This is a genomic window from Pseudarthrobacter equi (assembly GCF_900105535.1).
In the GTDB taxonomy this organism is placed as follows: Bacteria; Actinomycetota; Actinomycetes; order Actinomycetales; family Micrococcaceae; genus Arthrobacter; species Arthrobacter equi.
This window is the reverse complement of sequence record NZ_LT629779.1, coordinates 132136-145903: the sequence shown is the minus strand read 5'-3', so window position 1 is coordinate 145903 and position 13768 is coordinate 132136. Positions and strand designations below refer to the sequence as shown.

Genomic DNA, 13768 nt, shown 5'->3' with positions numbered 1-13768 from the left:
CCCGTTGCCTTAGGCGGCCGGGCGGACGTGGACGATGATCACCTGGGTGTCCTTGCCGCCGTCGTACCTCAGGTCGTAGTTCACGTCCAGGCCGGTGGCCGTTCCGGAGGTGATGGAGAAATCGCTCTTTCCCTCCGGGTCGCTTTCGGTGCTACTGATCCACCGCTCGGCGGAGTCCCCGTCGATGCCGTAACGCTGCACGCCCTCACGGATCAGGGCGAAGTACTCCTCGGCGGATTGTGCGGTGAGGAAGTAGGTGACCTCGCTGAAGTCCGTGCGCTTGTCAGTGGTGTTGAAGCGGATGCGGTCCGTTTCGCCCGTGATTTCGCCGCTGGGCGCCACGATGGTCAGGTTGATCTTTCCGGCGCCGCGGGTGTTGATCTCGGGTCCGTAGCTGTCCGGCGTCACCTGGACGGCTGCCTTGTCCAGCGTGCCGGAGCTCATGTCCAGCCGTGCGGCACCGGTGCTGCGGATGGTCTCTACGCCGGCGGCATCAAGGGTGGAAAATTCAGAGGTTTTCACGGTGCTCCCTGCAGAAGGTGATGTGGCGGAGGACGGAGTGGCGGGATCGGGTGCGGACAGCTGGCAGCCGCCCAGGGCCAGGCTGGCGGCCAGGACCGGCAGGAGGAGTACGACGCCGGATGCGCGCCTTCGCTTCCCGGCTGCGGCCGTGCGGGTGGTCGTCACTGGTGGACCTCCGCGTCGAAGCCGTCCAGGAAGCGGTCCATGATCTGGGGGATGTTGTTGGTGGGCCGGTACTGGTCCACCCGAGTGTCAAAGTCGGAGCCGATGATCTGGGCCGCCCGGTCCGGGTCTGAGGCCAGCAGGTCCTGGTAGGCGGGCAGGGTGTCCTGCCGGATGAGTTCCCAGCGCTGGTCCGCGTTGGCAATGTTGCCGTCCGGGAAACCTGTGGTGAAGTCGGTGCGGAACTGCGTGGGGTTGTCCCAGTTGGTGAACGGCACGTTCTGCGGCCCGGGGCTTTCCACGCTGAAGGTGTAGGGAAACACCTCGGCGTAGCTCCTGGCCCCGGGAATGGAGGGCTCGCCGGCCAGGGTCACCATGTAGGTCACGGCTTCGCCGCCGGGGTGGCTGCGCATGTTGTCGTAATCGTCGGCGATGATTTCGTTCTGCTCGCGGTACAGGAGGGCTGTGTTGCCTTCCTGGACGCGGTCCGGGTCGCCGGAATCAATATTGGCCCAGGCCTCCGCCGTTCCGGCATCGATGGCACCGGAATCATGGAGCCGGTTGATCTCGTCCAGGCCGCCGTTGAGGTACGCCTGGTGCTGGCGCGCCTGGTCCAGGAAGATCTCCTTGTTCATGTCCAGCATGCTGGTTTCGTAGAAGCGGATCTCGTCATCGGTCATTCCGGCCAGCTGTTCGATCTGGTCCAGGATGGGCAGCGGGATGTTGGATGCCGGATTGTTGGCGATCTGCTGCGCGAGGTCCCGCATCATGGCCATGTCGCGGAAGCCGCCCGCGAAGGACGGTCCGATCATGTTGGCCATGCCGGCCCATTGCAGGTCCGGGTTGGCGAGGTAGGCCTGGCCGTAGAAGTCATAGACGCTGCGGATGGTGTCCCAGTTGGCTTCGGTGCCGTTGGCGGTGTCCCAGGTAGCCGGATCGATGCCCATGTCCAGCATGGCCTGGTTGTTCCAGTAATCGCTGAGGAAATCGGCGTACTCCGGGGAGTTCTTGTCGATCAGGCCGGAGTCTGCGGCAGCGTCCATGGCGGCCTTGGCGGCTTCCGGGTTGGCCAGGGCCCACTGCCGGAAGTCTTCGCTCTGCAGGTAGTCCCGGCGCTCGTCCGGCGTCATCGAGTTCAGGGTGTCGGTCAGGTCCTGGGCCGTTCCGCCGCCTCCGCCTGATTGGCCTGCGCCCCCGCCGCCACCGCCGCCGCCGTTGCTGGCCCGTTCCTGTTCGTCCGCGTTGGCCAGCAACGCCTTGGACGCCGTTTCGAGCCCGGCCGTGGCGGACCTCAGCAGCTTGATGTGGGAGGAGGTCCATTCGCTGCGGAACCTGTCGCCGTCATGCCCCTTCCACAGGCCGGAGCTGATGGTGCTGTTGAGCTGCTGGCCCAGGGCGTTGAGCCGGTTGGCGCCGCCGGCGAGGTCCTTGGCGAGCCGCCGGAGCTGGGCCACGTCGCCGCCGTAAAAGGTACCCGCCATGATGATTCCCCCTGTGTGGATGTACCGTGCCAGCCTAGCCGGGAAGGTAAGGCCGGGCGATGGGGAGGGCTATCCGTCCAGCAGCCCCGTGGTGCGGTAGGGAATGACTTCGCGCAGGAACATGCTGGTGGAGGTTCGGACGATTCCCGGGCACAGCCGGATTTCCTCCGATACCCGGTAGAGGTCATCCGGACTGGTGGCCACCACCCGGATCAGGAGGTCCGTGTCGCCGGCGGGTGCGTGGCATTCGAGGACCTCCGGAATGTTCCGCAGGGCGGCGATGGCTTCATTGAGGTGGCTTTGGTCCAGTTCTGCGCTCACCGACGCTGCCACACCGCGGCCCAATGCCGCGGGAAGGACCCTGCTGCTGTTGGGCCGGAGCGCGCCGGCCGCCGTCATCCGCTCCAGGCGCGACTGCACCGTGCCGCGCGCCAGCCCCAGCCGCTGCGCCAGCACCATGATGGGCACCCGGGGGTCCTCGTCCAGCGCGCGGAGTATCCGCCGGTCCGTGGCGTCGAGTTCCTGCAATTTGCCTCCTTTCTGCTGACACGGCGCACATGGATTAGTCAGATTGACTAAAGGATGGGGAGCCGGTTGCACCAACTGTATGGCTGGTGCTGAAATGTTGGCAACACGGCAGCGGCTACCGCCACTGCCCTCAGGCCACCGGCCTCCGGCACACCACCCGGGCGCCGCGCACAGCTTCCCGCAAGGAGGCCGCCGCTGATTGACTCTTGTTCACGCATCGTCTTTCCGCACCCACTGACGAGAGCCCCTGGGCTACCGATCCGCCGGATATCCGGTCATATCGGTGGCTGAGGGGCTCTTGTGCTGTTCCGCATAGGCTGGAGGCATGACTTCGGCCGGACGCTTCGCCCCCAGCCCCTCCGGCGAACTGCACGTGGGCAACCTCCGTACCGCCATCCTCGCCTGGCTCTTCGCCCGCTCCACCGGCCGCAGCTTCCTCCTGCGCGTTGAGGACCTGGACAGGGCCCGCGCCGGAGCCGAGGCCGTCCAGTTGCGTGACCTCGCCGCGATAGGGGTGGACTGGGACGGTGCGGTGGTCCGGCAGACCGCCCGCGGAGCCTTGTATGAGGAGGCCATCGGGCGCCTGCAGTCCGCAGGCCTGACCTACGAGTGCTTCTGCACCCGGCGTGAAATCCAGGAAGCCCCCTCCGCCCCGCATGCTCCACAGGGCGCCTATCCGGGCACCTGCCGGAACCTTGGACTGGCGGAACTGGAGTACAAGCGATCCACCCGGCCGGCGGCCATCCGGCTGCGCGCCGACGTTGCAAAGTTCACGGTCCGGGATGTCCTGCACGGCGCCTACACCGGCATCGTGGATGACTTTGTGCTCCGCCGCAACGACGGTGTCACCGCATACAACCTGGCAGTGGTGGTGGACGATGCCGAGCAGGGGGTTGACCAGGTGGTCCGCGGCGACGACCTGCTTTCCTCGACACCCCGGCAGGCATATCTTGCCTCCCTCTTGAATATTCCGGTTCCGGAATATGCCCACGTCCCGCTGGTGGTGAATTCCGACGGCGTCCGGCTGGCCAAGCGGGACGGCGCCGTGACGCTCGGTGACCTTGACGCTGCGGGTATTCCGGCGGGTGAGGTTCGGAACCTGCTGCTGGCATCGCTCGGACTGCCGCCCGGGACGCTAAGCGAGGCGCTGGCGGCCTTCCATCCCGCCGGACTGCCCACCGCGCCCTGGGCCTGGAAAGGCATCGTCAACAATCATTGACGGCCTTCATGGTGTCAACTAATGTTGACGCCATGGAGGTGGAACGGATGAAGACCCTCGTTGGATCAATGGACGGCAAGGGCCCTGCCGAGGCCCTGTATGCCGTTGCCGAGCTGCAGAAGGAAGTCGGCCGGGCGGAGGCGGCCCTGGTGCGCGGCGCCAGGCAGGCCGGCTTGTCCTGGGAAGCCATTGCGCTGTGCCTGGGCGTCACCAAGCAGGCCGTGCACCGGAAGTACGGCAAACAGTAAGCCTTAGGCAGGCAGTTCAGGCTCCGCTGTCTCCAGCTTCGACAGGGCCGCGTGCACCCGGTCGCTGCCGCGCTTCTCGTCGATGACGATCGAGGCGGCCAGGGCGGCCACAATGACCAGCAGGCACACGGGGACGGAGGCGCCTGCTGCCGCGAGGGCTACCGCGCCGCCCTGGACAGCGATGACGCCCGCTGCGACCGCGACGACCATGCGGTCGGTTCCCATCATCACGCTGTACAGCCAGGTGAGGGTTGCCTTGAAGACTGCCACCGGAATGGCGATGCTCGCCACGGCCGCCGCGGCGCTGATGTGGGCCTCGTGGTCGATGTAGTAGGCGGCCACATGGAGGCCGGCACCGGTGGCGGCGATGGCCGCGAAGATGGGGATGTGGCCGTAGCCGAACAGGTAGGACCGGTGCCGCCGCAGGTGCAGGGCCCGCCCGGCAGGCAGCATGAAGTACACCCACCACATTCCGAAGGCCAGTGCCGTTCCACCGAATCCCACCAGGGCCGCGTCCATGGTCCAGCCGCTGTTGGCTACAAACGCGCGCAACGTCTCGATGGCACCGATCAGGCACTCGCCCAGGGCAATGATGGCGAGCAGCCCGTACCGTTCGGCGATGTGGTGGGCATGCCACGGCGTTGTTGCCCTGCGCTCGGCAAAATAAGGCGTGGCCATTTCCAGCGCCACGAGCGGAACCACCATCAGGAGCGTGGCTGCGACGCCGGTGTCGAGGATCAGCACCGCCACCCAGCCCAGCTGGACGATGGCCAGGTACCGGGCGTAACGCAGGCAGGTCTCGCGGCGGGCAGGATCCTGGCGCGCAGCCCGCATCCACTGCGCCACCAGGGCCAGGCGCATCAGGATGTAGCCGCCCACAATGACCCGGTTGTCCACATGCTGCCCCTCGACGATCGAGTGGAACATCGGTTCGATTCCCATGGTGAGGATCAGGACGCCCACGATCTGGACCATGGTGACCACGCGGAACACCCAATCGTCCGTGTCGTAGGCGCTGGCGAACCAGGTGAAATTGATCCAGGCCCAGATCACGGCGAACATCGCGAAGGCGAACCCGATCAGCCCGGGCAGCACGTGGGCCTCCGCGATTTCATGGGCGAACTGGCTTCCCGCGACGCCGAAGGCAATCACGAAGGTCAGGTCGAAGAAGAGCTCCAGCGGGGTGGCTGCCCGGTGTTTCTCATGCGGATCGCGGCCGCCCATGCGCGCGAACGCATGCCGGAGGGGGTTTGAGGACATGCCTCAAAGATAACCGGATGGGACCCGCTCAGACCCTTCCCAAGGCGTCGATGTCTTCGAGGAAGTCCTGGTGCACTTCAGCGCTGACGGTGGTGCGGGTTTCGGCGATCGCGGCGAGGTAGTCCTCTGTGGAGGGCCCCTTCCGGACCGCCTCCCGGACGGACGGCCGCGCATCGGAGGCCAGCCCGCCGTCGTCGTACACCGCTTTTTCCAGCGCACGCTGGGAGGCGCTCCGAGCCGCGTATTCGATATCCGCCGGGGAGAAGCCCTCGGTCCGCTCCACGAGGAGTTCCACGTCCACGTCATCCACCACGGGGGCGGGGATGAAGCGCTGCCACATAGCCTCGCGGGCCTGCCGGTCCGGGAGGCCGATGGGGATGACGTAGTCGAACCGGCCGTGCCGCAGGAACGCGGTGTCCAGGGCGCGGATGAAGTTGGTGGCGCAGACCAGGAGCCGGCCGGGCTGTTCCCGGAACGCCGGAATGATCTTGAGCAGTTCGTTGGTGACGCCCTGCAGGGGTGAGGGCGGGTCGCCGGCGCGCTGGGAGGCGATCTCCTCCACCTCGTCGATGAAGACCACCGCGTGCTCGAGTTCGGCGATCTCCAGGAACGTTTCCCGCAGTGCCCCTGCCAGGCCCTGGGGATCCGCGGCGAGGCGGGACGGGAACACCTCCACGAACGGCCATTCCAGGCGGGAGGCGATGGCCTTGGCGAAGGTGGTCTTGCCGGTGCCGGGAGGGCCAAAAAGTACGACGGCGCGCGGCGGCACCACGCCGAATTCATCCGCGAGGTCCGCCTCGGCCAGCGGCAGCACCAGGCGCCGTTCCAGGAGTTCCTTTTCCTTCCGCATGCCGGCGACGTTTTCCCAGAGGTCGCGGGCGAGGACGCGGCCGCCGAGCTGGCCGAGCGCACCGAGTTCCTGCCGCTGCACGGGGATGGTGCGTTCGAAGTAGCGCAGGTTCTTCTTCAGCGCGAAGCCGCGGCCCAGGAACGCTTCCACCCGGGTTTCGGATTCAGGCATCAGGGCCGAGAGCTTGTTCAGCCCGTGCGGTGCCATCCGGGTTTCGACGGCGGCCAGCAGTGAGGTGCCGATGCCCCGGCCGCGGTACTCCGGCAGGGTGGCCAGGAAGACGATCCAGCCCTGGTCGTGCGCGGCACGCCCCACGGCGGCGCCCACCACCTGGTCACCCAGCACCGCCACCACGGCGTGGTCCTTTTCGCAGGAGGCAAGGACCTCGGACAGCGCGTACACCGGTTCCACGTTGGTTGCCTTCAGCGTCTCCCACAGGTGCAGGATCCCGTCCAGGTCCGCCGAATGGAAATCCCTGATCCGCCAGTTGGTCATGCCGTCACTCCCGTTGGTTCCCCGTTGAACTGCCCATGGTCTCTACTGCAGCGAGCATAAGCGATGGGATGGATGTTGCCCGTTGCGGTCCCGTTGCATGACGTGCTGCCGGCAGCGGTTGCTTGGCGCCAAGCAGCTCCAGGGTGCTCCGCAGGGTAGCCGGGGGCGTTGAGCCTGTGTGGCCCGAAGAGTAGCGTGTGATGGACATCACCCAAACCCCTAGGAGCAACCATGCCACATCTGGGACGCCGGGTAGGAGCCATAACGGCTGCGCTGGCGATGAGCGTGACGTCCGGAGCCATCATGAGTCCGGCCTCGGCCCACAAGTGGGACGACGAACCCGAGAAGAAAGCCACCGCCACCGGATACGGGGGAGCGGTCAGCACGGTGGACGCCGATGCTTCCGCTGCCGCCATCACGGTGCTCCGCAAGGGCGGCAACGCCGTTGACGCCGCCGTCGCAGCAGCGGCAACCCTGGGGGTAACGGAGCCCTACTCTGCCGGCATCGGCGGAGGCGGATACTTCGTGTATTACGACGCGAAGAGCGGCGAGGTGCACACGCTCGACGGCCGCGAGACCGCACCCGCGGCGATGCCGAACGACGCGTTCATCGATCCCGCCACAGGGAAGCCGTACAACTTCTCCCCGGAACTCGTCACCAGCGGCGTTTCCGTCGGCGTCCCCGGCACGGCGGCCACGTGGGAGCGGGCACTGAAGCGCTGGGGCAGCCTGAGCCTGGGCGATGCCCTGAAGCCTGCCATTGAGGTGGCGGACAACGGGTTCACCGTGGACAGCACCTTCAACCTCCAGACCGAAGAAAACAGGGTGCGCTTCTCAGCTTTCCCGTCCACCAGCGAGCTCTATCTTCCGGGAGGGGCAGCCCCCGCCGTGGGGTCGGTCCTGAAGAACCCCGACCTCGCCGACACCTACCGGTTGCTCGGCGACGAGGGCACTGACGCCTTCTACAAGGGGCCCCTCGCCGAGGAGATTGCCGCCACCGTCCAGCAACCACCGAAGACGGCTGACACTGCGCTTCCGGTGCCCAAGGGTTTCATGACGACTAAGGACCTGGCCAAGTACAAAGTCCTGAACCAGGATCCCACCCACGTCAGCTACCGGGGTTACGACGTCTACGGCATGGCACCGTCCAGCAGTGGCGGCACCACGGTGGGCGAGGCCCTGAACATCCTGGCCCCGTTCGAACTGCCCGATTTGGCCGCCACTGACCGGCCCGCGGCCTTGCACCACTATCTTGAAGCCACCGCCCTGGCGTTCGCTGACCGTGCCAAGTATGTGGGCGATCCGAAATTTGTGGACGTTCCCACCGAAGCCCTCCTTGATGACGTCTTCGGCAAGGAACGCGCCTGCAAAATCGATCCCCTGAAGGCAGCGTCAAAGCCTGTTAAAGCCGGTGACGTGGAAAACTACGACGGCACCTGCGATGTGGCACCGGCAGCGGCCAGCGAAGGGCCGGACACCGAGAACATCAACACCACCAACCTCACCGTCTCGGACAAGTGGGGCAACGTGGTGGAGTACACGCTAACTATCGAGCAGACCGGTGGCTCGGGCATCGTGGTTCCCGGCCGTGGCTTCATCCTGAACAACGAACTCACTGACTTCTCCACGGTGTACGACGAAGCCGACCCCAACCGCATCCAGCCCGGCAAGCGGCCACGTTCCTCGATGTCGCCCACCATCGTACTGAAGGATGGTGACCCGTTCCTGGCCCTCGGCTCCCCGGGTGGATCGACCATCATCACCACGGTGCTGCAGACGCTGATCAACAGAATCGATTTCGGCATGAGCATTGAAGACGCCGTGGCAGCTCCCCGCGCATCACAGCGGAACACCGCCAACGTGACAGCGGAGCAGGGCTTCATCGACTCGCCGTCGGGCAAGGTCCTGGCGGCCAAGTACGGGCATAAGTTCACCGCCGCCGGAACTCCCGGCACGTCGGCGGCTGAAATCGGCGCCGCAACGGCCATCGAGTTCCATGGGGACGGCCGCGTGACAGCGGTCGCCGAACCGGAAAGGCGCGGTGGCGGATCGGCCATGGTGGTCAAACCCGCCAGGTGATCGCGGCTGCCGCCAGGCAGCTGCCCCTAAACCCCGACGGCGGCACCCGGGTTCTGTAGTTCCAGAACCCAGGTGCCGCCGTCGGACGTTAAGAAGCGCTACTTCTTGAAAGTGCCTGCCGGAGGATTGGCAACCACCGGCGCGACGCCGGTGTGGCCTTCGCGGGTTTCGGCGATTTCGTGGATGCGTTTGCGGCAGGCGTACCAGCCGAAGACCATCAGGACTGAGGCGATGGCTGTGACCATCATGGTCAGGGGTGAGTCGATGAAGACCATGACCAGGACGCCTATCAGGAAGACCAGGGAGAGGTATCCGGTGAACGGGGCGCCGAACATGCGGAAGGAGGGCCGTTCCACCCATCCTTTGTCGGCCCAGCGTTTGAGCTGGATCTGGCACAGGACGATGGTGGCCCAGGTCATGATGATGCCCACGGAGGCGATGTTCAGGACGATCTCGAACGCTTCGGCCGGGACCAGGTAGTTCAGCGGCACGCCGAGGAGGGAGACGGCGGCGGTGATGGCGATGCCGCCGTAGGGGACGCCGGCTTTGTTCATGCGGGAGGCGAACTTCGGGGCGGAGCCGTTGACGGACATGGAGCGGAGGATCCGGCCGGTGGAGTACAGGCCGGCGTTCAGCGAGGACAGTGCCGCGGTGAGGACCACGAGGTTCATGATGACGTCCACGCCCTGGACGCCGATGGAGCCGAAGAACGTCACGAACGGGCTGACGCCCTTCTGGTAGGACGTGTAGGGCAGCAGCAGGGCCAGCAGGATCACGGAGCCGACGTAGAAGACGGCGATGCGGAAGACCACGGAGTTGATGGCCTTGGGCATGATCTTCTCGGGGTTTTCGGTTTCGCCGGCGGCGGTGCCCACCAGTTCGATCGAGGCGTAGGCGAACAGGACGCCCTGCATGAGGATGATCATGGGCAGCAGGCCGTTGGGGAACACGCCGCCGTTGTCCGAGAGGAGGTTCAGGCCTACCTGCTGGCCGTCCACGGGGGTGCCGAAGATGACGAAGTACGTGCCGACCAGCAGGAACGCGACCAGGGCGGCGACCTTGATGAGGGCGAACCAGAATTCCATTTCGCCGAAGACCTTCACGGAGACCAGGTTCAGGCTCAGGACCACGACCAGGGCGATCAGGGCCCAGGCCCACTGCGGGACGTCGGCCATCCAGGGGACGTAGTTGCCGAAGAAGTGCATGTAGAGCGCCGCGGCGGTGATGTCCACGATGGTGGTGGTGGCCCAGTTGATCCAGTAGAACCAGCCGGAAACGAACGCGGCCTTCTCCCCGAAGAACTCACGGGCGTAGGACACGAAGGACCCGGACGAGGGCCGGTGGAGCACCAGCTCACCGAGGGCACGGAGGATGAGGAACGCGAAGAAACCACACACCGCGTACGCGATGACCAGCGACGGGCCGGCCGCGTTCAAACGCCCGCCGGCACCAAGGAACAAACCGGTACCGATAGCGCCACCGATGGCGATCATCTGGATCTGCCGCGGCTTCAGGCTCTTGTGATACCCCTTATCCTCGGCATGCAGCGAGGACTCAGTAGCGTGAGCATGACCACCATCAATGACGTGGTCTGGGAGTTGGGACTGACTCATGGGTGTCCTTACAGACGGGGGGATGTTGGGTGGGGGCTATTTGCTGAGGTTGGCGAGCCGTTCGGGGCTCAGGAGTTCCTGGAGTTGGGTGGCGGTGAGGAGTCCGTGTTCCAGGACCAGTTCGGCCACGCCCTTGCCGGTGGCGAGGGCTTCCTGCGCGATGGCGGTGGCGGTGGCGTAGCCCAGGTGGGGGTTCAGGGCGGTGACCAGGCCGATGGATTGCTCCACCGTGAGCCGCAGGTGTTCGGTGTTGGCGGTGATTCCCCGGATGCAGCGGGCCGTGAGGGTGCGGCAGGCTGCTTCGAGGTGGGAGATGCTCTTGTGGAGGCTGTGGACAATGACGGGTTCGAACGCGTTGAGCTGAAGCTGCCCGGCTTCGGCGGCCATGGTGATGGTGACGTCGTTGCCGATCACTTCGTAGGCCACCTGGGAGACCACTTCCGGGATCACCGGGTTGATCTTGCCGGGCATGATGGAGGAGCCGGACTGGACGGCCGGGAGGTTGATTTCGCCCAGGCCGGCGCGCGGGCCGGAGGAGAGCAGGCGGAGGTCGTTGCAGATCTTGGAGAGCTTGACGGCCACCCGCTTGAGCACGCCGGAGAGGTGCACGAACGCGCCCACGTCCTGGGTGGCTTCGATGAGGTCGGCGGCGGTGACCAGCGGCAGGCCGGTGACCTCGGCCAGGTGCCGGCAGGCGGCGTCGGCGTAACCGGCCGGGGCGTTCAGGCCGGTGCCGATGGCGGTGGCACCGAGGTTGATTTCGTGGATCAGGAGTTCGGCTTCGGCCAGCCGCAGCCGGTCCTCGCCGATGGTGACGGCGTAGGTGCCGAATTCCTGGCCCAGGGTCATGGGGACGGCGTCCTGGAGCTGGGTGCGGCCCATCTTCACCACGGTGCGGAACTCCTGGGCCTTGGCGGCACAGGCCTCTTCCAGTTCGGCCAGGGCGTCCAGGAGTTCCCGGGCGGCGAAGATGGTGCCGAGCTTCACCGCGGTGGGGTAGACGTCATTGGTGGACTGGCTGAGGTTGACGTGGTCGTTGGGGTGCAGCCGTGCGTAGTCGCCCTTGGGGTGGCCAAGGATTTCCAGGGCGCGGTTGGCGATGACCTCGTTGGCGTTCATGTTCGACGACGTTCCGGCGCCGCCCTGGATGACGTCCACCACGAACTGGTCGGCAAGCTTGCCGTCCAGGATGTCCTGGCAGGCCTGCTCGATGGCTGCGGTGCGTTCGGCATCCAGCAGGCCAAGGTCCCGGTTGGTGCGGGCGGCGGCGAGCTTGACCGCTGCCAGGCCGCGGACCAGGTGCATGTTGGTGGAGAGCGGCTGCCCGGTGATGGGGAAGTTCTCCACAGCGCGCAGGGTATGCACGCCCCAGTATGCCTCCGCGGGGACGTCGCGGTCACCCAGCAGGTCGTGTTCCGACCGGAAATTTTCGGCGGTTGGTGTGATGGTCATGGGGTCCTTACGGGCGTCGTTGTCTGGTTCGGACGGAAGTTAGTTGAGGAAGTCGGTGGCCTGCAGCCGGCCCACTTCGTCGCCGCCGCCCAGTACGGGTGCGGTGGCGATGGGTGCCAGGGGCCCGGTATCAAGTCCCAGCGCGTCGAGGAGCCGGACGGTGGCGGGCATTCTGGCGCGATCGCCGCCGTCGGAAATCTTGACGGCCGCTGCACTGCCGTCGGCCAGGCCCACCAGCTGGACGCCTTCGAAGCCGTCCTTGGCCACAGCGCCCGGCACCAGCCGCATCAGCTCGGTGACGTCGCGTCCCTCGCCCGCCACCATGTGGGGGTGCTGCTGCATGGCGAGCCCGACGGCGGCTTCCGCGCTTCGGGATGCCGGCCCGCCGTCGTCGGGGGTGCCCTCTGCCTGGCCGGCCGCGCGGGCAATGATGCCGAAGGCGCGGGCCATGCCGCGGAGGGTGAGGGCGAACAGCGGGGTGCCGCAGCCGTCGGTGCTGATGGCGGCGGGTTCTTCGCCGGTCAGTTCGGCGACGGTGGCGGCAACGAGCTGCTGGAGCGGGTGGGACGGCTCGAGGTAGCCCCGGACCGGCCAGCCGTTGATGGCGCAGGTGGCGGCCATGGCGGCGTGCTTGCCCGAGCAGTTCTGGGTGAGCTGGGTGGGTTCGCCGCCGTTCCGCAGCCATTCCTCACGTTCGGCCGTGCCGTAGGGGAGGTCCGTGCTGTTTTCGAGGTCGGCGGCGCTGAGGCCGTGCAGTTCCAGGATGCGGAGGGCGCCGCCGCGGTGGCGGCTGTCGCCGGAGTGGCTGGCGGCGGCCAGCGCCAGGAGGTCTGCGGGGAGGTCCAGCCCGGCCCGAACCATGGCCACGGCCTGGAGCGGCTTAAGCGAGGAGCGCGGGTAGAAGGGGGCTTCCGGATCGCCGGCGGTTGCGGCGGTGGAACCGTCCCTGCGCAGGGCGAGGGCCGATCCGTAGTGGACGCTTTCCACGAGGCCGCTGCGGACGGCCGCCACGAGGGGAGCGTGCTGCGGCAGGGCCAGGTGGTCCGGGGCAGGGGTGCGGGCAGCGGAAAACGCGGGGGAGGGCATGGTGTCCTTGGGGTTGCTGGCGGGTTATTTGCTGAGGATGGAGTCGAGGGCGTGGCCCACGGCTTCCAGATGGCTGGCCATGGCGGTCCGCGCGTCCTGGGCGGATCCGGTCTCGATGGCGGCGAGGATGAGCTGGTGTTCGATGTCCGAGGCGTGCTGGCGGTCAGCCACCATGTTCAGGGTCTCCGACTGGTGGGCCAGGGCGTCGCGGATATCGGCCACGACGCTTTCGAAGACCTTGTTGCCGCTGGCGCGGGCGATGGCGGCGTGGAAGGTGGAGTCCAGGGCCACCCAGGATTCGGGGTCGGTTTCGGTGGCCATGGCGGCCATGATCTGGCGGAGGGTGTCCAGTTCGTCCTCGGTGCGCCGCTCGGCGGCAAGGCCGGCGGCGGGGATTTCGATGTGCGGGCGGGCCTCGGTCAGGTCGCGGGCGGAGTACTGCCCCAGCGTCAGGTCGTTGGCTACCTTGTTGGCCACCACAAACGTGCCCTTGCCGGTCTTAGTGACCGTCAGGCCCAGTGCAGTGCAGGAGCGGAGCGCTTCCCGGATGACGGAGCGGCTCACGCCGTACTGCTGGGCGAGGGTGGCTTCGGAGCTGAGTTTGCTGCCCACGGGAACCAGGCCGGATTCGATGTCCACGCGGATCGCGTTGAATACCGCTTCGGCGGCGCTGAGCCGCGCGAGGGGGAACGCAGGCTGTCCTGCTGTCCGGCTGTCTGACAGGTTCACGTTTAAAATATGGCACCGGTCACACGGGGGTGTCAAGCCCCACT

Annotated in this window: 12 protein-coding genes; 3 read left to right on the top strand and 9 right to left on the bottom strand. The window is 66.7% G+C overall.

Annotation, left to right across the window (positions count from 1 at the left end; all coding sequences use genetic code 11):
- Window positions 1-9: 9 nt before the first annotated feature.
- From BLT71_RS00595 to BLT71_RS00585, 3 genes are all read right to left on the bottom strand, one after another.
- Complete coding sequence (locus BLT71_RS00595) at window positions 10-687, bottom strand: hypothetical protein (protein WP_091716682.1); 678 nt, start codon at window positions 685-687, stop codon at window positions 10-12.
- Window positions 684-2165, bottom strand: coding sequence for a WXG100 family type VII secretion target (locus BLT71_RS00590; protein WP_091716680.1), 1482 nt, complete (start codon window positions 2163-2165; stop codon window positions 684-686). The genes BLT71_RS00595 and BLT71_RS00590 overlap by 4 nt, the downstream gene beginning before the upstream one ends.
- Before the next feature lie 69 nt (window positions 2166-2234).
- Complete coding sequence (locus tag BLT71_RS00585) at window positions 2235-2693, bottom strand: Lrp/AsnC family transcriptional regulator (protein WP_015938912.1); 459 nt, start codon at window positions 2691-2693, stop codon at window positions 2235-2237.
- A 325-nt stretch (window positions 2694-3018) separates the two neighbouring features.
- Between BLT71_RS00585 and gluQRS the strand changes: the two genes are divergently transcribed.
- Window positions 3019-3912, top strand: a complete 894-nt coding sequence (gene gluQRS, locus BLT71_RS00580; RefSeq protein WP_091716678.1) for a tRNA glutamyl-Q(34) synthetase GluQRS — start codon at window positions 3019-3021, stop codon at window positions 3910-3912.
- A gap of 32 nt (window positions 3913-3944) precedes the next feature.
- Window positions 3945-4160, top strand: coding sequence for a transcriptional regulator (locus tag BLT71_RS00575; RefSeq protein WP_091723703.1), 216 nt, complete (start codon window positions 3945-3947; stop codon window positions 4158-4160).
- A gap of 3 nt (window positions 4161-4163) precedes the next feature.
- Here the strand turns inward: BLT71_RS00575 and BLT71_RS00570 are convergent, their stop codons facing one another.
- Window positions 4164-5420 (bottom strand): low temperature requirement protein A, encoded by a 1257-nt coding sequence (locus tag BLT71_RS00570; protein WP_091716676.1) that lies wholly within the window; start codon window positions 5418-5420, stop codon window positions 4164-4166.
- A 28-nt stretch (window positions 5421-5448) separates the two neighbouring features.
- Window positions 5449-6765: an ATP-binding protein gene (locus tag BLT71_RS00565; RefSeq protein WP_091716674.1), complete on the bottom strand. Its 1317-nt coding sequence runs from the start codon at window positions 6763-6765 to the stop codon at window positions 5449-5451.
- Between the two features lie 231 nt (window positions 6766-6996).
- Here BLT71_RS00565 and ggt point away from each other — a divergent pair, with 231 nt between their 5' ends.
- Window positions 6997-8844, top strand: a complete 1848-nt coding sequence (gene ggt, locus BLT71_RS00560) for a gamma-glutamyltransferase (protein WP_091716672.1) — start codon at window positions 6997-6999, stop codon at window positions 8842-8844.
- A 98-nt stretch (window positions 8845-8942) separates the two neighbouring features.
- On the opposite strand, the gene BLT71_RS00555 is transcribed toward ggt, so the two are convergent.
- From BLT71_RS00555 to BLT71_RS00540, 4 genes are read right to left on the bottom strand one after another with little or no spacing between them, the layout of a single operon-like run.
- Complete coding sequence (locus BLT71_RS00555; protein WP_091716670.1) at window positions 8943-10457, bottom strand: amino acid permease; 1515 nt, start codon at window positions 10455-10457, stop codon at window positions 8943-8945.
- 36 nt (window positions 10458-10493) lie between these two features.
- Window positions 10494-11909, bottom strand: coding sequence for an aspartate ammonia-lyase (locus BLT71_RS00550; RefSeq protein ID WP_091716668.1), 1416 nt, complete (start codon window positions 11907-11909; stop codon window positions 10494-10496).
- Window positions 11910-11948: 39 nt separating this feature from the next.
- Complete coding sequence (locus tag BLT71_RS00545; RefSeq protein WP_091716666.1) at window positions 11949-12995, bottom strand: asparaginase; 1047 nt, start codon at window positions 12993-12995, stop codon at window positions 11949-11951.
- Window positions 12996-13019: 24 nt separating this feature from the next.
- Window positions 13020-13724, bottom strand: a complete 705-nt coding sequence (locus BLT71_RS00540) for a FadR/GntR family transcriptional regulator (protein WP_091716663.1) — start codon at window positions 13722-13724, stop codon at window positions 13020-13022.
- Between the last annotated feature and the right edge of the window lie 44 nt (window positions 13725-13768).